General features: G+C 64.5%; 19 protein-coding genes and 2 pseudogenes. 9 read left to right on the top strand and 12 right to left on the bottom strand.

Features of this window, described 5'->3' with window-relative positions; all coding sequences use genetic code 11:
• Both istA and BT98_RS25705 read right to left on the bottom strand, forming a co-directional pair.
• Positions 1-792 (bottom strand): IS21 family transposase (istA, locus tag BT98_RS25700; RefSeq protein WP_244881544.1); only part of this gene is annotated, 792 nt, incomplete at its 3' end.
• Positions 793-1,041: 249 nt separating this feature from the next.
• Positions 1,042-2,629 (bottom strand): annotated as a pseudogene (locus BT98_RS25705) (IS3 family transposase).
• 68 nt (positions 2,630-2,697) lie between these two features.
• Here BT98_RS25705 and BT98_RS26995 point away from each other — a divergent pair.
• Positions 2,698-2,945 (top strand): annotated as a pseudogene (locus tag BT98_RS26995) (transposase); the annotation flags it as partial.
• Between the two features lie 361 nt (positions 2,946-3,306).
• Here BT98_RS26995 and BT98_RS27000 read toward each other — a convergent pair.
• The 5 genes from BT98_RS27000 to BT98_RS0122155 form a co-directional block, all read right to left on the bottom strand.
• Positions 3,307-4,209 carry a SphA family protein gene (locus tag BT98_RS27000; RefSeq protein ID WP_081798719.1) on the bottom strand — a complete coding sequence of 301 codons (903 nt, stop codon included), beginning with the start codon at positions 4,207-4,209 and terminating at the stop codon, positions 3,307-3,309.
• Positions 4,210-4,288: 79 nt separating this feature from the next.
• Positions 4,289-5,425: an FAD-dependent oxidoreductase gene (locus BT98_RS0122140; protein ID WP_037252155.1), complete on the bottom strand. Its 1,137-nt coding sequence runs from the start codon at positions 5,423-5,425 to the stop codon at positions 4,289-4,291.
• A gap of 93 nt (positions 5,426-5,518) precedes the next feature.
• Positions 5,519-6,463, bottom strand: a complete 945-nt coding sequence (locus BT98_RS0122145; RefSeq protein ID WP_019460537.1) for a VOC family protein — start codon at positions 6,461-6,463, stop codon at positions 5,519-5,521.
• Between the two features lie 57 nt (positions 6,464-6,520).
• Positions 6,521-7,681, bottom strand: coding sequence for an alpha/beta hydrolase family protein (locus tag BT98_RS0122150; RefSeq protein WP_019460536.1), 1,161 nt, complete (start codon positions 7,679-7,681; stop codon positions 6,521-6,523).
• 386 nt (positions 7,682-8,067) lie between these two features.
• Complete coding sequence (locus tag BT98_RS0122155; protein WP_019460535.1) at positions 8,068-8,736, bottom strand: FadR/GntR family transcriptional regulator; 669 nt, start codon at positions 8,734-8,736, stop codon at positions 8,068-8,070.
• A 138-nt stretch (positions 8,737-8,874) separates the two neighbouring features.
• On the opposite strand from BT98_RS0122155, the gene BT98_RS0122160 reads away from it, so the two are divergent.
• The 8 genes from BT98_RS0122160 (at position 8,875) to BT98_RS0122195 (ending at position 16,565) form a co-directional block, all read left to right on the top strand.
• Positions 8,875-9,888 (top strand): ornithine cyclodeaminase family protein, encoded by a 1,014-nt coding sequence (locus BT98_RS0122160; protein ID WP_019460534.1) that lies wholly within the window; start codon positions 8,875-8,877, stop codon positions 9,886-9,888.
• Positions 9,885-11,393: an NAD-dependent succinate-semialdehyde dehydrogenase gene (locus BT98_RS0122165; protein WP_237719343.1), complete on the top strand. Its 1,509-nt coding sequence runs from the start codon at positions 9,885-9,887 to the stop codon at positions 11,391-11,393. The genes BT98_RS0122160 and BT98_RS0122165 overlap by 4 nt, the downstream gene beginning before the upstream one ends.
• A gap of 10 nt (positions 11,394-11,403) precedes the next feature.
• Positions 11,404-12,423: a dihydrodipicolinate synthase family protein gene (locus BT98_RS0122170; protein ID WP_019460532.1), complete on the top strand. Its 1,020-nt coding sequence runs from the start codon at positions 11,404-11,406 to the stop codon at positions 12,421-12,423.
• Positions 12,424-12,511: 88 nt separating this feature from the next.
• Complete coding sequence (locus BT98_RS0122175; protein WP_126281727.1) at positions 12,512-13,081, top strand: hypothetical protein; 570 nt, start codon at positions 12,512-12,514, stop codon at positions 13,079-13,081.
• A gap of 22 nt (positions 13,082-13,103) precedes the next feature.
• The gene (locus tag BT98_RS0122180) at positions 13,104-14,726 is read left to right on the top strand and encodes an FAD-binding oxidoreductase (RefSeq protein ID WP_019460530.1); all 1,623 of its coding nucleotides are present in this window, start codon (positions 13,104-13,106) and stop codon (positions 14,724-14,726) included.
• The gene (locus tag BT98_RS27005; protein ID WP_079253449.1) at positions 14,723-15,091 is read left to right on the top strand and encodes a c-type cytochrome; all 369 of its coding nucleotides are present in this window, start codon (positions 14,723-14,725) and stop codon (positions 15,089-15,091) included. Before BT98_RS0122180 ends, BT98_RS27005 begins: the two co-directional genes overlap by 4 nt.
• A gap of 38 nt (positions 15,092-15,129) precedes the next feature.
• Positions 15,130-15,903, top strand: a complete 774-nt coding sequence (locus BT98_RS0122190) for an SDR family NAD(P)-dependent oxidoreductase (protein WP_019460528.1) — start codon at positions 15,130-15,132, stop codon at positions 15,901-15,903.
• Positions 15,904-16,118: 215 nt separating this feature from the next.
• A complete protein-coding gene (locus tag BT98_RS0122195; RefSeq protein WP_019460527.1) occupies positions 16,119-16,565 on the top strand; it encodes a pseudoazurin in 447 nt (148 codons plus the stop codon).
• A 151-nt stretch (positions 16,566-16,716) separates the two neighbouring features.
• On the opposite strand, the gene BT98_RS0122200 is transcribed toward BT98_RS0122195, so the two are convergent.
• Genes BT98_RS0122200 through BT98_RS0122220 form a run of 5 tightly spaced genes read right to left on the bottom strand, consistent with a single transcriptional unit; the run spans position 16,717 to position 24,119 of the window.
• Positions 16,717-17,871, bottom strand: coding sequence for an acyl-CoA dehydrogenase family protein (locus tag BT98_RS0122200; protein ID WP_019460526.1), 1,155 nt, complete (start codon positions 17,869-17,871; stop codon positions 16,717-16,719).
• A 12-nt stretch (positions 17,872-17,883) separates the two neighbouring features.
• The gene (locus BT98_RS0122205) at positions 17,884-19,080 is read right to left on the bottom strand and encodes an acyl-CoA dehydrogenase family protein (protein WP_019460525.1); all 1,197 of its coding nucleotides are present in this window, start codon (positions 19,078-19,080) and stop codon (positions 17,884-17,886) included.
• Position 19,081: 1 nt separating this feature from the next.
• Positions 19,082-20,272: an acetyl-CoA C-acyltransferase gene (locus BT98_RS0122210; RefSeq protein ID WP_019460524.1), complete on the bottom strand. Its 1,191-nt coding sequence runs from the start codon at positions 20,270-20,272 to the stop codon at positions 19,082-19,084.
• Positions 20,269-22,044, bottom strand: a complete 1,776-nt coding sequence (locus tag BT98_RS0122215; protein WP_202801184.1) for an AMP-binding protein — start codon at positions 22,042-22,044, stop codon at positions 20,269-20,271. Before BT98_RS0122215 ends, BT98_RS0122210 begins: the two co-directional genes overlap by 4 nt.
• Positions 22,044-24,119, bottom strand: coding sequence for a 3-hydroxyacyl-CoA dehydrogenase NAD-binding domain-containing protein (locus BT98_RS0122220; protein WP_051004768.1), 2,076 nt, complete (start codon positions 24,117-24,119; stop codon positions 22,044-22,046). The genes BT98_RS0122215 and BT98_RS0122220 overlap by 1 nt, the downstream gene beginning before the upstream one ends.
• Between the last annotated feature and the right edge of the window lie 298 nt (positions 24,120-24,417).

Below are 24,417 nucleotides of genomic sequence, written 5' to 3' on the forward strand. Positions count from 1 at the left end.
GCACCTCCAGGTCCCACTCTGTGCCACGCGGTCACCCGTGAGCAGAGGGAGAATAGCATCGAGATCAGAATAGGGCTGTTCAATCTCATCCGTGGTCTTGGCCCTGTAGGGTCGGCAGGCCTTGGGCATGAAGCCGTAGTGCGCAGCCAGCGCCAGCAGCTTGTCGTTGTAGACGATGCCGCGCTCGTCCACCTCGCCGAGGACGGCGGTTTTCATCCGGTCGTAGAGGATCTGCTCCGGCACGCCGCCGAGCGCCTCGAAGGCGGCGACATGGCAGCGCAGCACGGTAGCGAGGTCCTGCTGGGCCACGAAGCGGGCCCACATCAGGCGGCTGTGGCCGAGCACGAGGGAGAAGACCCAGACCACCCGCTCCGCGCCGGGCTCGTCCTCGAACGCCACCTTGAAGTAGGCGAAGTCGGCCTGCGCCTGCCGGCCCGGCGGGGTCTCGAAGCGCCGCTCGAAGGCCGCCGGCTCGGCCGGGGGACGGATGCCGCGCAGGAACTCGGTGATGGTGGAGTAGGCGCCGGTGAAGCCGAGTTCGCGGACCTCCCGCCACAGCCGCCGCCCCGTCAACTCGGGGAAGCGGTCGATGCGCTCGCGCAGGAACGCTTCGAACGGGCCGGTCAGCGACGGGCCGGGGTCGCGGGGCTTGTACGCCGGCGGCTCCAAGCCACGCTCGATGTACTTGCGGATGGTCTTGCGGTCGTGACCGGTGCGGTGGGCAATCGCCGACACGCTCAATCCCTGCCGGGCAAGGTCCAGGATCATGACGAGCTCCCCAAGGGTGACCACCAGCCTCTCCCACGATGCCGGGCGGCATCATCGGGGCGTGGCCGGTGCCGCTCCGACCCAGGAGAGGCACCTCCAAGGACGGGCAGTGGCACTGGACTGGGGAATTTTCAGCCAGCACTTCTGGGGAGCATTCACCCAGCCGCTACATGCGGGATCGGATCAGCGACAGGATGGCGCTCGTCACCCGCCTGCTGCGCCAGACACCGAAGACGCCCCGCAAGCTCTATGCCCTGCACGAGCCGGTGCGCGTCAACGTAGTTGTCGCCTTGGTATCGTAACGGTCCTTCCTATCCGGCCTGCTGCATTGTGCCCGGCGCGACGATGCTGTCGCGCTCTGGGTTGAGGGTAACGGCGCCGATCGGGGTCCAGTTGCGGGTCTGCCCGCTCCAACGTCGCGGATTGGCCTCACGTGCTTGCTGGTACAGGGCGTGACGGGCGGCCAGGATAGGGCCGTCGTTGCCGGCGTGGCGCTGGGCAGGGGTGACGTAGCGGATGCCGCTGTGGCGGTGTTCGTGGTTGTACCAGTGCACGAACCGAGCGGCCCACTGTTGCGCCTCGATCAGGTCAGCAAAGCCGGCAGCGGGGAAATCGGGGCGGTACTTGGCGGTGCGGAACAGCGCCTCGGCATAGGCATTATCATCGCTGACCCGGGGGCGCGAGTGCGACGGCGTGATGCCGAGCCAGGCGAGCATGGCCAGCACGGTGGTGGCCTTCACGCTCGCGCCGTTGTCGCCGTGCAGCACGGGGCGGTGCGCGCAGGCGTGGATTGTCCTCGGCCAGGGTGGTACGCCGGGCCAGGTGGGCCGCGTGCTCGGCCTGGTCCGTGTCATGCACCTCAAAGCCGACGATCTTGCGGCTCCAGGGGTCGAGAATGAGGAACAGGTAGAACCAGCATCCCTGTACCCGGGCCCGTAGAAACGTCACGTCCCAGCACCAGACCTGCCCTGGGGCGGTCGCCACATGCGTGCTGAGCGGGCCGGCGCTGCGCGGCGGCCGAGCCCGGCCGCGACGCTGCATCGGCCGTGGTCGCGCAGCACGCGGCTGAAGCTGCTCTCACTGGCAACATAGATGCCCGTATCGGCCAGCGCCGGGACGATCCGGGCCGGTGGCGTGCTGGCAAAGCGCGGCTCGTTAGCGAGTTCGACCATGCGCGCCCGCTCCGCGTCGCTCAGGGCATGTTGGGGCCGGGGCCAGATTGCCGTGGGCCGGCGATCAGCCCGGACCTGCCCATCACAGGTACGCCAGCGCTGGAAGGTGCGCAGGGCAATGCCGGCCAGACTGCAGGCCGGGGCCAGCCGGGCGCCGGCAGCGCAGGCGGCTGCGATCTCGGCCACCAGGGTCTGGCGGTCTTCCAGGCGGGTCATGCGTCCTCGCCGTCGCGGAAGACCGCATCCAGTTTTTTTCTGAGCACCAGCAAGGCAGCCGTCTCGGCCAGTGCCTTGTCCTTGCGGTACAGCTCGCGCTCAAGCTCCTTCACCCGCCGCCGGTCCTGCCGGGCCTCGGCAGCACTGGCCGCCCGCGGCTCGCCCAGGCCCGCCATGGCATCATGCTTCCAGGCCTCGAGATCAGCAGGGTACAGGCCCTGCTCGCGGCACCAGGCGCTGCGGGCGGCCTCGTCCATCGCCGCGGTGGTGATCACCGCCTCCAGCCGTGCCGCCGGCGTCCACCGCTGACTGCTGGCCAGTTCACCAGGGGCAGCCAGCACCTGAGCCCGCCAGCGCTCCAGCGTGCCGATGCTGACGCCGACCTCGCGGGAGACCACCTCGAGAGCCGCACTCTCCGGCGGCAGCAGCCGCGCGACGATGCGCTCCCTGAATGCTTGTCCGTATCGTGCCACGTCCGATCACCCGCACCCCCTCATTGCGCGATCCTATTCAGGCGACAACTCGTGTGACACGGGGGGGGGAGCCCGCGGTGGATTGCATCGCCAAGGGCAAGGCCCGCGTGTGCTACGAATTCGGCTCCAAGGTCAGCGTCGCCACCACCATCGAGGGCGGCTTCGTCGTCGGCATGCGCTCCATGCCCGGCAATCCCTATGACGGCCACACCCTCGCTGACGCCCTCGAGCAGGTCGAGACCCTCACCGGGCACCGCCCCGCCTCGCCGTGGTCGACCGCGGCTACCGCGACCATGGCGTGCAGGGCACGCGGGTCGCGTAGGAAAACTCGCCTCCGGCATTGCGTGAAGCAACCTCATCAACCTGACATTGTCTGTGAAGCACATGATTGCACGGTATCGACTCTCGCAGTCCCGGCGATAAACGCCTCCCACTACGATCCAGCCGTCTCCCATGCTGAATCTGACATCATTCTCGACCAGCATGGTGCCATCGACAGAGGAACTGAGTGCCGTAGAACACGAGGAGGAAACGGTGGTCGTGCTACACCTCGGGATTTCATCGACTGCGCCGAGTTATGAGCCGAGCCAACGGATGCTGATTGTGGCAGGCTCCAATTCGGATTTGGCGTCTGAAAATCCGGTCTATGAGACTGTCGAGCAATTTGCTGTGCAAGTTCATAGTTTAGTCGTGAGGCGCAAGATCACTGCATTGACAGCACCTGTGTGTGATCCCGCAACCGAGAATCCTGTCTTTATTCCCGCTGTCCAAGAACGTCCGCCAGCGAAGAAACCGTATGAGGCAATAGGGCCGAGAATGACAGTGCTCGCTCGATTATCTCGAATCTTTATGCCATTTTTCGTATCATCTTCGATCTGGGCAAAGGCATATCCGGAAAGCCCGAACTGCCAGCTATCGAGCCGCTGTGTGGCTGCGAAGTCGATACTTACAACATCACCTGTCAGGTAGTTGGTCGCTTGGTTTTTTGTGTAAGCATGATAAAAAGCTCGCGCGCTGAATTCAGTTGCTTGGCCAAGTTTGGGGCCAAGTAAGCTTTTAGTGTTATAGGTGACTGCTAAACTAGGGGCAATATCCCAAAAGTTTGCACCATTATTTACCGGTTTGTTATCGTCATAGGCGCCGGTTGGCATCTGTAACCCCAAGCTTAGTCGAACGGCCAAACCATAGGGGATAGACGATTCGCTTTTCGTTTCATCGTCTGTTCTGAGCGAGAAAAGCCGAGCCCATGAAATGACATCGGCATAGGAATCCTCCATGCCACGCGAGCAAGTTCTTTCAGTCGCCGGTGCTAGTTTGAGGCATAAGCGTCCCGCACCTGTAGAAAACATGGATGCAACACTTCCGCCGAGAACCTGCGTATCATATACGTACAATGCTGCTAGAGAGCCAACAAGGGTTCCGCCGCTAGCCGAAATCGAATCGTTCCACTGAGTGTACCACTTAGTAAAATGTGCGCCGCTGCCAACGGCTGTTATATATAGCCCTGGAGGCGGAAGCAGTGCCTGACCAGCGCACCAACCCAGACGGGCAGCGCGACCAGATCGAGCATCCCGGCGCAATGGCCGGTCACAAGGGCGATCAGCCCTGCCGCTCTCAGGTTTCCCTGCGCCATGTCATTCCCCTTATGGGTAGCGGCGATCAAATCGCCTCGGCTAGCGCCTTCATCGAAACCTGCATGATCCGCGTATGCTCGCCTTGGTCGCCGCCGGAGACTTCGATCTCGCCCAGCCGCCCGGAATTCTCGACCACCATGCGGCAGCGGTCCCAGCGCCGATCCTGGAAAAGATCCAACGCCTCGGTCAGCTCATCGCTCTGGGCGACGCTTTCCGCGAGGACGACGGCGTCCTCGACACCGATGCAGGCGCCGGCGGCCAGATGCGGGGTCGTGGCGTGCACGGCGTCGCCGATCAGCACCACCCGTCCGCGATACCAGGGCCGGGGCAGCAGGAACTGTTCGAGTGGGCGGAAGATGATTCGGCTGTCCATCCCCAACCTCGCGCGCACGCTGTTGAGGATGGGCGACGGGAACTGCATCAGGAGGTCCGACAGCGCATCGACGAAGGTCGAAGGATCGACAAAATCGTTGTTCGGACGATTCTCCATCAGGAAGAGATAGGCCTCGTCCTTGCTGACGAGATTAAGCCCGGCCTTCAGCTTGCCAGAAATCCACATCACCGGGCGGTCGACGCCCTGGGGACGCGGCACCACGGCGCGCCAGACCGCTTGGCCTATGTAGCGCGGTGGCGGCGCCTCGGGAAACACCGCCTTGCGCACGGCGGAGTAGAGTCCGTCCGCGCCCACCACCAGGTCATAGGTCGCGCTCTGGCCAGTGGTGAAGGCGACGCGCACCCCGTCCGGCCCATCCTCGATGGCACTGAAGGTATGGCCCAGGCGCACATTCGTATCCGTGGCTCGCACCGCGTCTCGCATGAGCTCGGCCAGCACCGGCCGCATCACTCCGCCGCCGCCCGGCAGGCCGTCGCCTACGCCCGGCGTCGGCATCGACACGAGGATGTTGTCGTCGATGGGCGAGCGCATCTCGACGCCCTGCGTGGCCGCCCCGACCTGGAGGTAGCGCTCGAAGATGCCGATGCGCTTCATCACCCGCATCGTCGCACCGTGCAGGCTGATTCCCGCGCCGTAGCTGCGCCAATTCGGATCGATCTCCACCAGATCGACCTGAAAGCCCGCGCGTTGAAATTCGATCGCCGCGGTCATGCCGGAGAACCCGCCGCCGACGATAAGGACCTTCCTGACACCTGAACACGCTGCCATGGCTTTCCTCCCTTGTTGTTCTGCTAGTATGCGCGTGAAACTCTCCAGAACCGTTCCGTGCCGGCGAGTGGCACGGGACCGGCCATCACGCCGTCAGTGCTGCCCGTCCTCTGGGCCGCCGGCCGGGAACCATTTCTCGCGATGCTGGAACAGGAACATCTGCGAGGTCTCTGCGCCCACAGGCGCCTCGCGCGCGACCCACTTGTCGTCGTGCTTATCCATGTCGGCGTCGTATTCGAAATGACAGCCGAGCGGACTGTTGAAGTACCAGAACCAGTTCGAGCCGAACTTGTGACGTCCAGGTCCCCAGAAGCTCTGATAGCCCTTCTTCACAAAGCGCGATCCGGCCAGCAGAAGCTCGGTCGGGCCGCCCATGTGGAAAGCGAGATGCTCGCAGCCCTTCATGTATTCGGGGGTCTGGATGAAGAAATGCGTATGGTGGTCGTCGCAGGCCCTCGGCCGCAGGAACGGCCCCGCACCGGTCAGCACATCGGTGATCGCGAAGCCCAGCCGATCGCAATAAAAGCGTACAGCCGTGTCGATGCCGGGGACGAACAGCACGATATGGCTCAGCGTGCGGGGCAGCGCCGGCATTCCTTCCCAGACGCCGATCTCGTTCGGCGCGCGCTGCGCCGGAGCGCCAGGGGCGTTGATCCGCTCGGCCGGCAGGTTGAGTGGGCGGCGGACCGTCACCTGGAATTTCAGCTCGAAGCCGTGGTCGTCCTTGAACTCGATCGAGCCATCGGCGAGCCGGGTGACGCGGCGGTCCTTCGAGATCTCGGCCTCGATTGCGTCGAGGTCCTCGGTCGCACTCACGCCGATGATCTGCTGGCGCAGCATCGCTGTGGTCGGCAGGGGTGGAGGCAGTGACGTATCCGAGCGGTGACGGACGATCAGCCCAGTGCCGTCCAGCGCCTCGAACCGGCCGCCCTTCTCGGTGACGTCAACCGGCTTCAGGCCGAAATCGGTGAGGTAGGCTGCACAGCCCGCCACATCATCCACGCCGAAAACGAGGAAATCGGGCCCAATGATGTTCATGAATGCTCCTCCCTGAAAGGTCCAGCCTGCTTGTCGCAGGACCGCCTTGCGTTTCTTCTAGATGGCGGTCCGCCCGCCGAGTGTCTCCGCGACCCAGTCCGCGATGAAAGCACCGGCATTGGCGGGGTTGTCGAAGCTGGAATGCTGCACGCCCCCTTCACGGTCTGTGAAGATCTTGAGCTCGCGCTTCGGACTGTTCACGAGCTGGTCGTAGGTGCGTCCGGCCCATTTCACCGGGATCTGGCTATCCTTGCTGCCATGTGTCACCAGAAAGGGCACCCGGATGCGGTCGAGGATGCCATCGAGGTGGACGTTCTCTGCGATCCGCATGAAATCCTCCTGGTCCTTCGCGCCCCAAACCCAGTGCACGTGCTCCCAATAGTGTGGGACGGGAAAATCCCCCTCCTTTTCCAGCCGCCGCTTCTGCACGTCGCGCCAGTCATGGTTCGCACCCCACACGACGCCGCAGGCGAAGCGGGGTTCGAAGGCCACGGCGCGCGGGCAGAAGTAGCCGCCGAGCGACACCCCTTCCATCCCGATTCGCCTGGGATCGATGTCGTCTCGGCCCTCCAGCCAGTCGACGATCCGCGCGGCCCAGTGCTCGCTGTCGTAGCGTGCGCAAAGGCCGTTCAGCCGGCTCGCTTCGCCGCTGCCGGGCTGATCTACGACGAGACTGGCGACACCACGGCGGGCGAGCATGGCGGGAAGGCCGACCGCATACTTCATTTCCTTCGTGCTATCGAGGCCATTGACCTGGACCAGCACCGGCTGGCGGCCCGCCACGCCCTCGGCCCGCACGTAGAGCGCGGCAAGATGGGCTCCCTCATAGGGGATCTCGACGCGCTCGCAATTCGCGCCTGTCAGGGTGATCCCGCGAATGAACAGGTCGAGCCCCCGCTTGTAGAGCGCGAGGCGGTCAGGTGCCCCATGTGCCTGCAGCCGCTCCGCTGTGGCGAGATAGATCGAAGCGCGCAGATACTTCTCTCCTGCCGAGAGCATCCGTGCACTGCCCTCGTCCTCCCGCGCGAGGTCCGCGAGCTTGTCGGCCATCCGCGCCCAGACGGCGCGAAAGGCCCACGTGCCCTCGGCATCGGGATGCTTCGACGCCTCGAGCAGAGGCGCGCACATCTCCTCGATCTCTCCCATTCTGGCGCCGCTTTCGATCGCCAGATCGACGGACAAATTCCACACGTAGTTCGCGGGGAAATACTTGAACATGTTCTTTCCCGATCTCCGCCCTCCCAGACGGTTCGCTCTGACCGGCCTTTCGCGGTGGAAGCTAGCCTATGGCCAAGGATTTCAGAAATGAATAGTTTCAATCATACGAATGAACTGTATGAATGAATCGATTGCACAGCTTGCTGGCATTGACAGATTCCATTTTTGGGGCCTGGTCCAGCGCCACTACCATCGCACCGGCTCGGTCCGGCGCCACCGTCTGACGGCCGAGGGGAGGAATAATGAAACTGGCAACCTTGTCTCTGGTGTTCCGTCGCGATGTATGCCGGCCACATGCACCTCCACGATCCGGCATGGATGGGATGTCGCTTGCACGACAGCGCGCTCCGGTTTGGTCCCGTTGATTGGTGTGTGGCGCAGACGTACTAGCGCAGCCCGAACAGGCGATCGCGCACGCTGATCAGATGTGCCCGCATCAGCCGCTCGGCCAGGGCGGGATCGCGACGGCCGATGGCGCGCACAATCTCTTGGTGTTGCGTGGTAGTGTCGGCAAGCGGCAACTCGCCCACGAACACGTCCTGCAACCGGGCATCGAGTCCTGTTCGGCCATGCGCCCGCAAGGTCTCGTAGAGGAGCGTCAGCAGACTGTTGTGCGTTGCCGTGGCGATCAAACGGTGCAGCCTCTCGTCCTGTCGCTTCCACTGCGACAACTGCCGGGCGGACCGCATCTCGGCCATGCAGGCCTCGAGGTCGGCGATATCGGCTGGCCGCGCCATGATCGCCGCTCGCGACGCCAGCAACGGCTCGATAAGGAGGCGCGCGTCCATGATCTCGTTGAGGCTCGCGCCATCCAGCCACTGCTGCGGTGACGCCGGCGGCGCCGGGCGGCCGACGAAGGTGCCCTTACCCACGTGTCGCCAGATCGTCCCTTCGGCCTCAAGCCTTTTCAGCAGGGTGCGCAGCCGTCCGCGCGACATGCCCACCTCCTCAGCCAGCCGTGGCTCGGGCGGCAACTGGGTCTCATCCTCCAGCGCCTCGATATAGGCGCGTAGCCGCGTCATATCCTGGTCCTGGTTCAGTTCCACGTCACCCATCATCCACCTCGGCTCGCCCGAAGATTAGCGGGCAGTGCAGGACGCATCAATAAATCAATTGACATGATTCAATATGCGATGTTGAAGCGCTCTAAGACGTCTGTCGCGGTGAATCTCCGCGGCCGAAAGGAGCATCCCATGAACCACGCAGACCCGGGTCCCGCGCCAGATACCCTCATCCTCGGCAGTGCTGACGTTGTGGCGGCCTTCGACTGGTCCGAGGCGATTACGGCACTGCGGCGGCAGTATGGGGCCATGATGCGCGAGGACATGTTCCCGCCGCGCACGATGGCGCGGGGCGACGGCGTCTGGTTGCGCACGCTCTCCGGCGTATCCCCCGATGGGGCAATCATGGGTGCGAAGATGATCGCCGCCAGCCTGAGCGCCCGCCGCGCGAGCTATCTCATTCCATTGTTCGACCAGCGTACGGCCGACCTGCTGGCCTTGATCGACGGAAATGCGATCACCGGCTACCGCACCGCCGCGACGACGGCGCTGGCGCTCGACGCGCTTGCCCCCGCTGGTCCGGTCACGCTCGGCGTGCTCGGCGCTGGCTTCGAGGCCCGTAACCATGTCGAGGCGCTCCATGCCGTCCGTGAGATCTCTGAAGTGTCCGTCTTCAGCCCGAACCCCGTGAGCCGCGTGGCCTTCGCCCAGCATCTCGAACCGCTCGGCTTGCGGGTCCGTCCGCTCGAATCAGCCCGGGAGGTGGTTGGTGCGGAGCCGACGATGCTGCTTTGTGCCGCCCGATCGCGCGACGAGCAGCCGCTCTTCGACGGGGCCTGGCTCCGGGCAGGCATGACAGTGGCCTCGATCGGTTCCACCCTGCCCGAGCAGCGCGAAGTCGATCCCGAGACCATCCGGCGCGCCGCGCTGATCGTCGCCGATATGCCTGAGGAAGTCGCCCACGACACCGGCGACATGCATGCCGCGCGCGACGCGGGCGTATCCTTCAAAGACAAACTCGTGTCGCTGTCCGACACGATCTCGGGCGCGGCGGCGGGCCGAAGGACGCCCGAGGATATCGTGCTCTACAAATCGGTCGGTGCGGCTTTGCAGGACCTTACCGTCGCCGCGATGTGTCTGGAGCGGGCCGGTGCTTTGGGGTTGGGGCGGAGCATCCCCGCGGTGATCCAGGCGGCGCAAAAATGAGCCGGCTGAAAGAAACTCACAGGGGGCATATCCAGATGGCACCGGACCTCGCTGATCCCGCGCTCAAGAAGGCGGCCGCCTATGTCGATGGCGCCTGGCTCGCCGCGGGTGAGAGCGGAACCTACACGCTGCGCAATCCTGCGACCGGCGGGACGCTGGCAGAGTTGCCGCTGCTGAGCCGCGCGCAGGTGGCGCGCGCCGTCGACGCGGCTCACGCCGCCTGGGGACCTTGGCGCGCGACGCCGGCCAAGGCGCGCGCGCGGCTGCTGCGCCGCTGGTTCGACCTGATCGAGCAGAACGCCGATGACCTCGCGCGACTGATCGTGCTCGAGGAGGGCAAGCCTTTCACCGAGGCCAAGGGCGAAGTCGCCTATGCGGCCTCCTTCATCGAATGGTTCGCCGAGGAAGCGAAGCGGATCCGTGGCGACGTGATGGCCGCACCGGAGCCCAGCCGCCGCATCGTCGTCCTGAAGGAGCCGGTGGGTGTCTGCGCCGCGATCACGCCGTGGAACTTCCCGGCCGCGATGATCACCCGCAAGGTTGCCCCGGCGCTGGCTGCCGGCTGCACGATCGTCGTGCGCCCCGCCGAGCAGACGCCGCTGACCGCGCTGGCGCTGGCGGAACTCGCCGAGCGGGCGGGTATCCCGAGGGGCGTGTTCAGCGTGGTGCTCGGCAAGGCGCGCGAGATCGGGCCAGAGCTGACCGGAAACCCGCTGGTGCGCAAGCTGACTTTCACCGGCTCGACCGAAGTGGGCCGGCTTCTGCTGGCGCAGGCGGCGGAGACGGTCAAGAAGTGCTCGATGGAGCTTGGCGGCAACGCGCCGCTCGTCGTCTTCGACGACGCCGATCTGGAGATGGCTGTCGAGGGGCTGATCGCCACGAAGTACCGCAACACCGGACAGGCCTGCATCAGCGCCAACCGTGCCTATGTCCAGTCCGGGGTCTATGATCGCTTCGTCGCCCGGCTGGCTGAGCGCGTCGGCGCGCTGAAGGTCGGAAACGGCTTCGAGCCCGGCGTCGTTCAAGGGCCGCTCATCAACGAGGACGCGGTGCTGAAGGTCGAGGAGCATGTCTCCGACGCGGTCCGCAAGGGCGCTCGGCTGGTCTGCGGCGGTGCGCGCCACGAGCTTGGCGGTTTCTTCTATCAGCCGACAGTGCTGGCTGATGTGGCGCCCACGATGCTGGTCTCGCATGAGGAGACCTTCGGCCCGGTTGCCCCGATCATCCGCTTCGACACCGAGGATGAAGTGATCGCGCTCGCGAACGACACGGAGTTCGGCCTCGCCGCCTATCTCTTCAGCGCCGACGCTGCGCGGATCTGGCGGGTCGCGGCGGCGCTGGAGGCCGGAATGGTCGGCATCAACACCGGGCTCATCTCGAACGAGGTCGCACCCTTCGGCGGCGTCAAGCAGTCCGGGATTGGCCGCGAAGGCTCGATCTACGGCATCGAGGAGTTCCTGGAAATCAAGTACCTCGCCTGGGAAGGCGCGGGCGAAGTCCGGTAGGAGAGAAGTCATGGCAAGCTATACCCGCGTGGAAGCCCGCGAATGGGCGCGTGAACGGCTGATCGGTGCCATCAACTGCACGATTCCCTCGTTCTCGTCAGACCTGAAGCGGATCAACGAACGGGCGATCCGGCACGATACGCGGCTGGCGATCGAGCATGGGTTCATGGGCTCGCTCGCCGTGTCCGAGGTGTCGATCACCCTTCCCGAATACCTCGATTTCATGCGGATCATGAAGGACGAGGCGGGTGACCGCCTGGTCGTCACCCACCATGCGAGCTGGAACACGCTGGAGGAGAACATCGAGGCGCTGAAGGGCGCCGAGGAGGCCGGGGCGGAGTTCGTGCTGCTGTCCTATCCGCCGGCCTTCTATCCGGAGAGCGAGAACGAGATCTACGAGTACACCAAGGCCATCTGCGATGCCACAAACCTCGCGGTGATGATCTTTCCGATGTATCTCTGGGGCTTCTACAGCCGCATTCATCCATCGGACATCCCGGCTTCCCTGATCCGCCGGCTGATTGACGATTGCCCCAACCTCGCCGCGATCAAGGCCGAGGGTGGTTTCCCCAGCATCCAGAGCGTCATCGAATGCCATCGGCTGTTCGGCAAGGAGGTCGTCATCTCGATGCCGATCGAGGGCGAGTTGATCCCCTTGTCGCAGCTGATGCCGATCCAGCTCTCGGCCACCAGCGACCACGAGTACTACGGGCCGACGATCCCGAAGGTCATGCAGCTCCTGCGCGCAGGCGAGTTTGACGAGGCAACTCGCATCTACTGGCAACTCCATTCGGCACGCAAGATCAAGGGCCAGGTTGCCCAGCAAATGCACGGCGGGCATTTCATCAACCGCTATGTCTGGAAGTTCCAGGGCTGGCTGCAGGGATATAACGGTGGCCCGCTCAGGATGCCGACCCAGCGCATTCACGACCCGCAGATGATCTCCCTGCGTAAGGGGCTCGTCGAGGCGGGGCTGAACCCGTCGATGGACCCGTTCCGCGAGTTCTTCATCGGAAGAAACCCGATCTGATCCGGCGCTGATGGCGTGGGGCTGGCCGGCCCAGGAATCGCCCCATGAGAGAAGGGACGGCCGAGCCGCCCGGGAGGAGCTTCCAATGATGACCCGTCGAACGTTCTGCCATACCGCCGCAGCAGGCGTCGCGGCCACGGTGTCGCTTGGCGCCGGCAGTTCCGGCGCCCTCGGATCCATGGGCCCGGTCCAGGCACCCGGTGCGGTGATCGGCGATACGCGCCTCGTGGCCAGCCGCGACTTCGCGCGCCGCGCCGCCGCGTCCGGGGCGGCTGAGTATGCATATCGGGACGACCCGGCACGGCTTTGGCTCGAAACGCTTTCCGGCCTGTCGCGGGCGCGCCCGATGGCCATCGCCGGGCTGACCACTCCTGGCGCTCTGTTCTTTCTGGAACGCTGGGCCTGGGATCTGCGGATGCGCGTGATGACGCGGATGGAGCATGTCGCTCTGGCGGGTGGCGGATGGCGCCACTTCGCTGCGGGCACTCCTGTTCTCCTGCCCGAAGGCGGCAACTTCGGCATGGAAGGCGCGGACTACCTGCTTTCCGGCGCGGCGGGATGGGCCGACCGGACGCACGCCGCCCCGCCCGGGATCGTCGGTGACAGCGAGTTCCTGGTCAGCTGGGTCATCGCGCCTCGCACCGTCGCCGTCTCCTGACCGCATCAGCAACGAGGACGCAATGCTGCCCCCGAACATCTCAGCCGACGCGTGGAACCAGGCGCTCGCCTCTTTCCGCCACGCCGTTGGCGACGAATGGGTCTTCACCTCCGATGAGGATACCTCGCTTTACCGTGACGCCTACTCGCCGGTTTGGGACGAGGCCAACGAGCGCCTGATCTCCGCCGCTGTCGCGCCGAAGTCGGCCGAGGAAGTGCAGGCGATTGTACGCACTGCTCATGAGCACGGCATCCCCGTGTTCCCGATCTCGACCGGCAAGAACGTCGGCTATGGCGGCTCAGCGCCCAATCTCTCAGGTAGCGTCGTGATCGACATGAAGCGGATGAACAAGGTCATCCAGGTCGATGACAAGCGCCATTTCGCCATCGTCGAGCCCGGCGTGTCCTACTTCGACCTCTACCGCTACATCCAGGACAACAAGCTCAACGTTTGGATCGACGTGCCGGACCCCGGCTGGGGCAGCGTGCTGGGAAATGCGCTCGACCATGGTGTCGGCCATACCTGGTATAACTACCGTGACCATTTCGGATCGCACTGCGGGCTCGAGGTCGTCCTGCCCGATGGCGAGCTGATGCGCACAGGCATGGGCGCGATGCCCGGCGCACCCACCTTCGCGGATTTCCGCTATGGCTTCGGCCCCTATGTGGACGGATTATTCGCGCAGGCGGGCTTTGGCGTCGTAACCAAGATGGGCATTCACCTGATGCCGCCGCCGGAGGCCTTCCTGCACCGGCGCGTCTTCGTTCGCCGTCGCGAGGATCTGGTCCCGTTGATCGAGATCTCCAACCGGCTTGAGGATGCCGGGCTGATCGGCATGCCGCTCTACGAATCGCCGATGTTCTACGCTCAGTTCGCCGATACCGAGTTGCGTTCCATAGGCAAGTCCGCCGATGTCTGGAACGGCAATGCCATCAACCGCTATTCGGCCGACAAGGGCGTGGCGCCCTGGCAGCTGGGTCTGAGTTTCTACGGCCCGATGCCGGTGATCGAGGCAAGCTGGCAGTATGCCCGCTCCCTCTACGAGAAGGCGATTCCCGGAGTCCGCTTCGAGGATGTCGAGACACTGAGCTTCCCGCTGAACCAGGATCAGGCTGAAGCGGTCAAGCACAAGGTGCTGATCGGCATGCCGAACATGAACGTCTTTTCGCTCGGTGCGCGATCACAGACCAACCCGAACCCCGCGGACGGGCATCTGCTGTTCTCGCCGATGGTGCCCCGGACCGGCGACGAGGTGTTCAAGGCGCAGCGGATCTTCACTGAGGGGATGAGGGAGATGGGCGTTGACTTCCCCATGGCCTATGGTCCCTTCACCGCTCCCTTCACCTGGATCCCGCGCGTCTTCGCGCTGACCACCGGACTGCCGGTGTCGCGATCGGACAAGGCCATGAACAAGCTCTCGCGCGACACGATGAGCCGGCTGATCGCTTTCGGCGCCGAGCATGGCTATGGCGAGTATCGCACGCCGCCCCTGTTCCAGGATCAGGTGATGGGCACCTATAGCTTCAACGACAACATCCTGCGGCGCTTCTGCGAGAGTCTGAAGGACGCGATTGACCCCAAGGGCATCATCGCCCCGGGGCGCGGCGGATTCTGGCCGAAGGCGATGAGAAAGGCTGAGAAATGAAGCATCTCGTTCCCGCGCTTCTCATGCTTTGCACAGCTGGCGCTGCGGCAGCTGCCGGTCCAGACCATGACGCGCTGATCGCTCGAGGAGAGCAGGTGTTCGCCTACAACTGCACCTCGTGCCACGGGCCAGGGATCGGCAACCCGGGTAACGAGTTCAAGCCTGGCACCGATGCATTACGGGTGAAGTACAATGGCGATGTGCCGGCGCTGCTGACCGAGCGTACCGACCTGACGCCCGATGCGGTCGCATACTTCGTTCGGAACGGCATCTCGATCATGCCGTTCTTCCGAAAGACGGAGATCAGCGACGCCGATCTGGCCGCGCTCGGCGCCTATCTCAACCGGAACAGCGCCGGCCGGTGATATGCGCCACGGCGGCGATAACAGCAAAGAGGACTGCTATGGATATCGCGAAAGGGCAGCGCCGGCTTGACGGCAGGATCGCCGTCGTGACCGGAGCCGGCAACGGCATTGGGCAAGGCATCGCGCGGATGTTCGCGGCGCAGGGAGCGACGGTCATCGGGCTCGATGTCGACGACCACGCTTTGGCCGAGACCGCAGCCGCGGCACCGGGTGGACGGTTTCTGCCACGGCACACCGATACACTCGACGAGGCGGAAACCTCGCGCGTGGTGAACGAGATCGGTGACGAGTACGGCAGGATCGACATCCTCGTTCCCGCTGCAGCGATCTCGATCTTCCAGTGGATCGAGGAGATGAGCTATGAGCAGTGGCAGCGCACGCTGCGGGGCGAGCTGGACATCGTCTTTCTCATCACCCGTGCCGCCTGGCCCTGGCTGCGGAAAAGCGGCACGGCTTCGGTCATCAATTTCGCTTCGGCCAACGCGCATATAGCGCTGAATGGCTCACCGGCTCTGGCGCATTGTGCTGGCAAGGGCGGAGTTCTTGCCATGACCCGACAACTCGCGATGGAGGGTGCGCCACATGGCATCCGCGCGAACACGATCTCACCGGGGCTGATCGTGACGGCGCAGACCCGCCGGCACATGGCGATGGATCCGGGCTTCGAAGGAGAGGCAACGCGGCGCATGATGATCAAGCGCCTCGGCGAAGCCGAGGACGTCGCCTGGTGCACGGTTTGGCTCGGCTCCGAGGAGTCAAGCTATGTCACCGGCGCCGATTTCGCTATCGATGGGGGCTCTACCGCCTGGTGACGTGCGCTGACCAGGCCCTGGCGCTTGCCCATCCGCCGAAGTCGCCGCTTCGGTGGAGCGTGGTGGCAGCGGCCATCGTTCTGGTCTTGCTGCGAGGAATCCTCACTCGTGCCCTTGACCTCTCGGTCACCCTTTCCGTTCCTTCGCTTGCCGAGGCCGCCTGATGCCCGGCAGACGGATCATCTGCTCTCTCCCTTACCCTGAAGGAAAGCCTCATGCGCTTCGTGCTGCCGCTTCTGTTCTTTGCCGGCCTGTTTGCCACTGGTGCACATGCCGAGGTGCATGAAGTGAAGATGCTCAACCGTAATTCCACGGGCAACATGGTCTACGAGCCCGACTTCGTACGGCTGAAGCCCGGTGACAGCATCAGGTTCCGCGCCGCCAACGTTTCCCACGACGCCGCCTCGATACCGGAGATGCTTCCCGCAGGCGCAGAAGCCTTCAAAGGAAAGATCAACGAGGAGATCGAGGTAACCTTCACAGCCCCGGGCACCTATGGGATCAAGTGTATCCCGCATTATGGCATGGGCATGGTCATGCTCGTGCAGGTGGGCGACGAGCCTGTTGATGCGATCGCGGTGCCGGAGCGGCTTCCACCATTGGCCAAGCGCCGCTTCCAGGAGATTCTGCAGCGGGCGAAGAACCCGGAGGCTGGTGGATAATATCCGGCTGCGAGACTGTCACGAGGAGCGAGGCCTCTGAGGTGCCCGGCCACAAACTGGCCGGGTGTCTTGCCGCCGTGAACGGGCAACAACAGTCTTCCCCATCCACGGCGGCGTCATCCGGCGGGTCCGGCGCTTCGTCCAAATCCGGTCAGGCTTCCTTGTTCAGACCGCCTTCCGCCGTAACCCGACGCAGGTGGTAGGAGGTATCGCCGAACATCAGCTCGATCATGGAAAGCCGGCGAAAGTAATGTGCACCGATATACTCCATGGTCATGCCAATGCCCCCATGCAGCTGGACCGCCGTCTGCCCGACAAACCGTGCGGAGCGGTTGATCTGGACTTTGGCGGCAGAAAGGGCTGTGCGGCGCTCATCGGGGTCCTCCGCTTCCGCCATCATGCTGGCATAGAGCGCCATGGAACGGGCCTGCTCCACGGCAACCAGCATGTCCACTGCCTTGTGCTGCAAGGCCTGGAAGGAGCTGATGGGAACGCCAAACTGCTTGCGTGTCTTCAGGTACTCCACGGTGATCGCGGTCAGGGCATCCATGAGCTCGACCGCTTCGGCGCACAGCGCCGCGGTGGCACCATCCACAACCCTCTCGATGATGGGCAAAGCATTGCCGGCGGTTCCGAGAACGGCATCCGCAGGCACATGGAGATTGTTGAGAGTGATGTCGCTCGCGCGCCCGCCATCCTGGGTGGGATAGCTCCTGATGGAGATGCCGTCGGCATCGGAGGGGACGATGAACAGCGTGATCCCTTCCGGATTGCGTTGGCTCCCAGCCGTGCGTGCGCTCAGGACAAGGAACTTGGCCGCATCCGCATTGAGGACCACGCTCTTGTTGCCATTCAGACGGTAGGCGCCATCCACGAGCTTCGCCGAGGTGGCAACGTCGCTGAGATCGTAGCGCGCCTGGATCTCGGAATGCGCGAAAGCCAGGCGCACCGAGCCGTCGGCTATGCCAGGAAGGAGAACCGCACGCTGCGCCTCGTTGCCTGCGAGGCGCACCGCTCCGCCGCCAAGAATGACACTGGCCAGATACGGTTCCGGCGCCAGCGCCCGGCCAAGTGCTCCTGCCACCATCAGCGTCTCGACGGCACCGCCGCCAAAGCCGCCATCCGCCTCGGAGAAGGGAAGGCCAAGAATCCCGAGTTCCGCGAGTTCGGCCCATTTGGCCTGGGAGAACCCCAGGGACTCGGAGCGGACAGCCTGCAGCTTCTCCAGCGTGCCATAGTTGTTTGCGGACCAGCGCGAGACGGTTTCCTTGAGCATGTTCTGCTCTTCGGTCAGATCGAAATCCATGTTCCGCTCTCCTCAGAGTCCCAGGATCGCCTTGGCGATCACGTTGTGCTGAATCTCGTTGGATCCGCCGTAGATGGACACCTTGCGGTGGTTGAAATAGACCGGCGCCGCCGTATCCGCCCAGGCAAAGAGCGATTCCAGGTCGTTGTGGCCCGTGTCAGGCCGCTCGGCCGGCAATGCCTGGGGACCGGCAAGCTCCAGGAGAAGCTCGGTCGTGGCCTGCTGCAGCTCCGATCCCTTGATCTTGAGGATCGAGGAAGCCGGATCAGGCTTCGTTGGATCCCGTGTAGCCTGCGCCGCCACCACCCGCATCTGCGTGATCTCAAGCGCCTTGAGCTCGATCTCCGTGGCCACCAGGCGCGAGCGGAAATCCAGGTCGTCCCACATGCTGCCTCCGCCGGCCGGCGTGGCCTTGGCAAGACGCTTGATACGGGCGATCCGCTCCTTCGACATGCCAATGCGCGCAATACCCGTCCGTTCATTGGCAAGGAGGAACTTGGCATAGTCCCATCCCTTGTTCTCCTCCCCCACTAGGTTTTCCACGGGGACTTTCACGTTGTCGAGGAAGACCTCATTCACCTCGTGCCTTCCGTCGATGGTGATGATGGGGCGAACGGTGATGCCTGGCGTACCCATGTCGATGAGGAGGAAGGAGATCCCCGCCTGCTTCTTCACTGTCGTGTCGGTCCGGGCGAGGCAGAACATCCAGTTCGCGTACTGACCCAGCGTGGTCCAGGTCTTCTGCCCGTTGACGATGTAGTGGTCTCCCTCGCGAATTGCCCGTGTCTTCAGCGAAGCGAGATCTGAACCCGCGCCTGGCTCGGAGAATCCCTGGCACCACCAGTCGTCCAGGCTCCTGATCCGCGGAAGGAAGCGATCCTTCTGCTGCTGGTTGCCGAAAGTGGCAATGACGGGCCCCACCATGAAGCAGTTGAACTGCAGCGGCAGCGGCACGGCCGCCTGCATCAGCTCCTCCATGAAGATATAGCGCTGAACGGGGGTCCAGTCCTGGCCGCCATACTCCAGTGGCCAATGCGGTGCTGCCCATCCCTTGTCGTTCAGGATGCGCTGGGAGGTCACGTAGTCCTCCCGCTCCAGCTTGCGGCCTTCCGAGACCTTTGTCCGGATTTCCTCGGGGATCGCCGTTCGGAAGAAGTGACGCACCTCCTTGCGGAAGGTGTTTTCCTCGGGAGTGAAGCGCAGTTCCATCTCAGTTCGATCCAGGATTGATTTCGATGAGGCCTGCGGCACCCATGCCGCCTGCGATGCACATGGTGACGACGGCGAAGCGCACACCTCTGCGGCGCCCCTCCAGCACGGCATGTCCAACCAGGCGCGCGCCGCTCATCCCGAAAGGATGGCCCACGGATATGGCCCCGCCATTCACATTCACGATCTCGGGGTCGATGCCGAGCGTCTCGCAACAATAGATGGACTGGGATGCGAAGGCCTCGTTCAGCTCCCAGAGGCCGATATCGGAAACCTGGAGACCCTGGCGCGCCAGCAGACGTGGCACGGCATGAACCGGCCCGATCCCCATCTCGTCGGGTTCGCATCCGGCGGTCGCATAGCCGCGAAAGATCCCAAGGACCTGGGCGCTACGGCGCGCGGCCTCGGCCGAGGACATGAGAACGGTGGCCGAGGCACCGTCGGAGAGTTGGCTGGCATTGCCCGCCGTCACGAACTGATCCTCGCCGCGCACCGGCTTCAGCTTGGACAAGGCGTGAAGAGTGGTATCGGGACGGTTTCCCTCGTCCCTGACCAGGGTCACGTTCTCCAGCCGGGTCTCGCCCGTCTCCTTGTCGCTGACTGCTTTCGTCACGGCAAACGGGACAACTTCCGCATCGAAGAGGCCGCTGGCCTGGGCACGTGCGGTACGTTGCTGGCTCCTGAGCGCGAAAAGGTCCTGTGCCTCGCGGGAGATGCCATACCGCTTGGCGACGGTGTCGCCGGTCTCGATCATGGAAACGTAGATATCGGGCTTGTTGGCCCTCAGCCAGTCATTGCGGAAGAGCTCGCGATTGACGGGCTGTACCAGCGAGATCGATTCGACGCCTCCAGCAACCGCAACCGGAACACCGTCGAGGGTGATGCGCCGGGCCGCATGAGCGATCGCCTCAAGACCGGAGGCACAGAAGCGGCTCACGGTGACACCCGAGGACGTCACCGGAATGCCGGCCACGAGAGCCGCATGGCGGGCGACATTTCCGCCGGTGGCGCCTTCCGGATACCCGCAGCCAAGGACGACCTCCTCCACATCCGCAGGATCAATATTCCCCCGGACAAGCGCATGGCGGATGGCATGGGCGGCCATGTCCGCGCCTTTGGTGATGTTGAGCGCGCCGCGCTGCGCCTTGCCGATGGGGGTGCGCGCGGTGGAAACAATGACGGCTTCGATCATGGCGTCTTTCCCATTGTTCCTCGGTGATCCCGGCTTTCGGCGGCGTCGGGTGGCCTACCTGCCTCCGCGGCCAGCTCGGCTATCAGTATCTTCGGCAACAGCTTGCCAACGGGACTGCGCGGCAGCGCCTCGCGGAACTCGATGGCACGTGGCATCTCATGGCGGCCGAGACGATCGGCCAGGAACTCCGTCAGCTCGTCCAGCGTGAAGGGGCCGCACCCTGCCTTGAGCTTCAGATAGGCTTTCGCCGATTGCCCGCGATAGGTGTCCGGCACGCCGATCACGATGACTTCCTCGACGGCCGGATGCTCGTAGATCGCGTTCTCGATCACCGCTGGATACACGTTGAAGCCGGAGGAAATGATCATGTTCTTCCGACGATCCACGATCTCGAACAGGCCTTCGCCGTCCATGCGTCCCATATCGCCGGTCAGGAACCAGCCGTCCCGGAAGGCTGCCGCCGTTGCTGCCGCATCGTTGAGGTAGCCCCTGAAAACATTCGGTCCACGGATGGCGATTTCACCCACCTCTCCGGGATGCACTTCCCGGGCAGGATCATCGGTGGATACGATGCGCATCGCCAAGCCGGGCAGAGGCACCCCGATCAAGCCTGGCCGCCGGGCCGTGCGGTAAGGCACGCGGGATCCCGCCGGTCCGGTCTCGGTCATCCCCCAGCCGTTGTTCAGCTGAGTGCCGATAAGAGCCTCGATCTTCGCCTGGACGTCGAAGGGTAGGGGGGCGCCGCCGGAGACGCAGGATTTGAGAGAGGAGAAATCCACCTTTTCGATGCCGGGATGGTTCAGCAGCGCCACCCACATGGTAGGGACACCCGAGAACTGGCTGGCCTTCAGCTCAGTGATGTCCCGGATCAGCGTCCTGGTATCGAAGCGCTGGCGAAGAAGGATCTGGTTGCCGTCGCGCAGGTGGCGCAGAAGCACGGTCGTCAGTGCATAGATATGGAACAGCGGCAGGACAGCGATCACCTTCTCCGCCCCGGGCACGAGCGGCCTGCCTCCGTCGCGCCAAAGGCGATACATGCTTACGGCCGATGTCAGGTTGCCGTGGCTCAGCATGGCTGCCTTGGGCAGTCCGGTGGTCCCACCCGTGAACTGAAGTACGGCTATATCGTCAACGGAAGGCTGCGGTGCGGTAAGGGGAATGTCGCTGAGAAGGCTGGACAGCTCCTGCACGCCAGGGCGTTGCGGGATCGGCAGCGCCGCGACCTCTCCCGCCCCGTACAGGCTGTCATCCCCGACGATGACCTCGTCAATGATGTGCGCATCCAGCATGTCCAGCGCGCTGGGAAGGAAGCCCGGAAGGTTGGTCGTGACAAGGCGACGGCTGTGCGTGGCTTCCAGTTTGTGGATGATCTCCCTGCGGGCATCCAGGGCGCTGAGATGCACGACCCGTGCCCCGAGCCTTGTCAGCGCAAGGAAGGACAGCGGGTGATACGGGGTGTTCGGCAGCAGAAGTGCCACATTGTCCCCATGCCCGATCCCTGATGCGGCGAACCCGCTGGCCAGTCGCTCGACGTCCTTTTCAAGCACCTCGTAACTCACCGTCCGGCCGCGGAACTCCAGCGCCGGCGCCGAACCCTGTTGCCGCACCGCCTCCGCCAGAAGTTCGGGCAGGGTCGTGGTTTCCAGAGGCGCGTTCCAGTTGCAGATGTCCGGGAAGCTCGCCATCCACGGATAGCGCGCAGCTTGGTCCGGTTCCTCCGATGCCACGGGCGGGGGTGTCGCAATCTCGCTCCGTGCCTGCTCCGGCGCCATCACGCCGCCTCCCGCCCGGAGAAGAGGCCGGAACCCTGGGAAACGCGGCGCAGCAAGGGTGAGGGCTCAAGGCTCTCGTCGCCGCTCTCCGCGGCCAGCCGCTCCAACTCCGCGACGATCCGGGCAACCCCGATCCCCTCGGCCCAGTGCATCGGGCCGCCGGTAACGGCGGGCCAGTTGTAGCCGTTCACCCAGATCAGATCGATGTCGCTGGCGCGCGCGGCAATCCCCTCGTCGAGGATCTTCGCGCCCTCATTGACCATTGGATAGAAGAGGCGCGCCAGGATCTCCTCCTCGCTGAACTTCCGACGGGCGACTCCCTGGCTTTCGGGGAGCGAGGCAATCAGGGCTTCGACCTCGGGGTCCGGGCTGCCGCTGCGGGCGCCGTCGGGATAGAGATAGAAGCCCCGGCCGGTCTTCTGTCCGAAGCGCCCTAGTTCGGCGAGTGCATCCGCCACGGGGGCTCTGGCACCGATGGCCTTGCGTGCCCGCCAGCCGATGTCGATCCCTGCCAGATCCATCATGGCAAACGGGCCCATGCGGAAGCCGAAGCGCGTGACGGACTCGTCCACCTCATGGGGCAGCGCGCCGGAAAGGAGCAGCCTCTCCGCCGCCCGGGTGCGGTTCGACAGCATGCGGTTGCCGACAAAGCCGTGGCACACGCCGACCATCACCGGCAGCTTGCCCAGGCGGCGACCGAGCTCCATGGCCGTCACCAGGACATCCTGCGAGGTCTCCGTGGCACGGACCACTTCGAGCAGGCGCATCACATTGGCCGGGCTGAAGAAATGCAGTCCGACGACGTCACGTGCCCGACCCGATGACGCAGCGATCGCGTTCACATCCAGATAGGAGGTGTTGGTGGCCAGAATCGTGCCGGGCCGGGTCAATGCGCCGAGCTCACCGAAGATCCCGGCTTTCACGCCCATGTCCTCGAAGGCGGCCTCCACCACGATGTCGGATGTGCCGGCCTTGTCCAATCCTTCGGCCGGTGTGATGAGCGCGAGGCGCTGCTCCATGGCTTCGCCGGAAAGCGACCCCCGCCTCACCGATGCCTCGTAGTTGGCGCGGATGCGCGACATGCCGGACTCGAGGAGTTCCGGACGAACATCGATCAGGGTCACGGGAATACCGGCCTGGGCGAAGCACATGGCGATGCCGCCGCCCATCGTGCCCGCGCCGATGACCGCTGCCTTGCTGATGGGACGCGCCTTCACCTCACGGCCGATCCCGGGCAGGCGCGCGGCTTCCCGCTCTGCGAAGAAGAGGTAGCGTTGGGCCCTGGCGCTCGGATGGACCACCAGTTCGCGGAAATGGGCGCGCTCCGCAGCCAGGCCGTCGGCAAAGGACCGGCCGTAGCAGCCGCGGACTGCATCGACCAGGGCCGGCACATTCGGCGCCTGACCAGATCGCTTCAAAGCCGCTGCCGCAGCGGCCTCGAAGGCCACCCGGTCCGCCTCGGTCAACCGGTCGGAGCAATCCTGTACCCTGGACCAGTTCCCGGCCTCGCCCAGCCGAAGCGCGATAGCGGAAGCGGTGCCGAGAAGGTCCCCGTTCGCTACCTCGTCGATCATGCCAAGCGCCTGCGCGCGTTCCGCCGTCACCGGTTCCCCGGACAGCATGAGTGCGAAGGCCGGCGCGGCGCCGATCAGGCGCGGCAGGCGCTGGGTGCCACCGGCGCCTGGAATGATACCAAGCTTGATTTCCGGCAGGCCGAGCCTGGCGGCGGGGTTGGCCACGCGGGCGTGGCAGGCCAATGCCAGTTCCAGGCCACCGCCGAGCGCGGCACCTCCCATGGCGGCGACGACAGGCTTGGAAGCCCCCTCGATGGCAGCCACAACATCGGGCAGTGATGGCGGGACGGGAGGCTTCCCGAACTCGGAGATGTCGGCACCAGCCACGAACAGCTTGCCGGCGGCCGTGAGCACGATGGCTTTCACGCCGGGATCGGCGCAGGCGGCGGCGATCGCTTTGGCTATGGCGTCGCGCACGGCGGCACTCAGGGCATTCACCGGGGGATGATCGATGGTGACAGTGGCCACCCCGCCTGTGACCACAGTGTCGACAGGTAGCATCGGGTTCCCTCCCATTTCATTCTGCATTGCGGAATTCAGTACCGATTTATTGTCTCAGTGTCTTTGTTAGGCGCGAAGTGTCAAGGGAGTAGGCGGGGGAACGGACCTTTAGCCGATAGCCCTGCCCAACATTGTTCTGGTATGCAGAATTCCAGTTCGCGAAAGTTGACATTCGCCGAAGGACAATGGCATCAGTCGGTTGTCCGGAGAGGCATTGCTGCCGAGAAGACCAAGAAGCGGGCGATCAGCACGCTGGGCGGAGGAAGCTGGAAGATGGGGTCGGTATCCTGCCCCACCA

Source organism: Roseomonas mucosa ATCC BAA-692, from assembly GCF_000622225.1.
GTDB classification, from domain to species: Bacteria; Pseudomonadota; Alphaproteobacteria; order Acetobacterales; family Acetobacteraceae; genus Roseomonas; species Roseomonas mucosa.

What these genes read in the sequence shown, in the direction of transcription:
- BT98_RS0122140 (WP_037252155.1), bottom strand. Translation starts at nt 5,425, where the DNA reads ATGGCAGCGTGTTCAGGTGTCAGGAAGGTCCTTATCGTCGGCGGCGGG.
- BT98_RS0122145 (WP_019460537.1), bottom strand. Translation starts at nt 6,463, where the DNA reads ATGAACATCATTGGGCCCGATTTCCTCGTTTTCGGCGTGGATGATGTG.
- BT98_RS0122150 (WP_019460536.1), bottom strand. Translation starts at nt 7,681, where the DNA reads ATGTTCAAGTATTTCCCCGCGAACTACGTGTGGAATTTGTCCGTCGAT.
- BT98_RS0122155 (WP_019460535.1), bottom strand. Translation starts at nt 8,736, where the DNA reads ATGGGTGACGTGGAACTGAACCAGGACCAGGATATGACGCGGCTACGC.
- BT98_RS0122160 (WP_019460534.1), top strand. Translation starts at nt 8,875, where the DNA reads ATGAACCACGCAGACCCGGGTCCCGCGCCAGATACCCTCATCCTCGGC.
- BT98_RS0122165 (WP_237719343.1), top strand. Translation starts at nt 9,885, where the DNA reads ATGAGCCGGCTGAAAGAAACTCACAGGGGGCATATCCAGATGGCACCG.
- BT98_RS0122170 (WP_019460532.1), top strand. Translation starts at nt 11,404, where the DNA reads ATGGCAAGCTATACCCGCGTGGAAGCCCGCGAATGGGCGCGTGAACGG.
- BT98_RS0122175 (WP_126281727.1), top strand. Translation starts at nt 12,512, where the DNA reads ATGACCCGTCGAACGTTCTGCCATACCGCCGCAGCAGGCGTCGCGGCC.
- BT98_RS0122180 (WP_019460530.1), top strand. Translation starts at nt 13,104, where the DNA reads ATGCTGCCCCCGAACATCTCAGCCGACGCGTGGAACCAGGCGCTCGCC.
- BT98_RS27005 (WP_079253449.1), top strand. Translation starts at nt 14,723, where the DNA reads ATGAAGCATCTCGTTCCCGCGCTTCTCATGCTTTGCACAGCTGGCGCT.
- BT98_RS0122190 (WP_019460528.1), top strand. Translation starts at nt 15,130, where the DNA reads ATGGATATCGCGAAAGGGCAGCGCCGGCTTGACGGCAGGATCGCCGTC.
- BT98_RS0122195 (WP_019460527.1), top strand. Translation starts at nt 16,119, where the DNA reads ATGCGCTTCGTGCTGCCGCTTCTGTTCTTTGCCGGCCTGTTTGCCACT.
- BT98_RS0122200 (WP_019460526.1), bottom strand. Translation starts at nt 17,871, where the DNA reads ATGGATTTCGATCTGACCGAAGAGCAGAACATGCTCAAGGAAACCGTC.
- BT98_RS0122205 (WP_019460525.1), bottom strand. Translation starts at nt 19,080, where the DNA reads ATGGAACTGCGCTTCACTCCCGAGGAAAACACCTTCCGCAAGGAGGTG.
- BT98_RS0122210 (WP_019460524.1), bottom strand. Translation starts at nt 20,272, where the DNA reads ATGATCGAAGCCGTCATTGTTTCCACCGCGCGCACCCCCATCGGCAAG.
- BT98_RS0122215 (WP_202801184.1), bottom strand. Translation starts at nt 22,044, where the DNA reads ATGGCGCCGGAGCAGGCACGGAGCGAGATTGCGACACCCCCGCCCGTG.
- BT98_RS0122220 (WP_051004768.1), bottom strand. Translation starts at nt 24,119, where the DNA reads ATGCTACCTGTCGACACTGTGGTCACAGGCGGGGTGGCCACTGTCACC.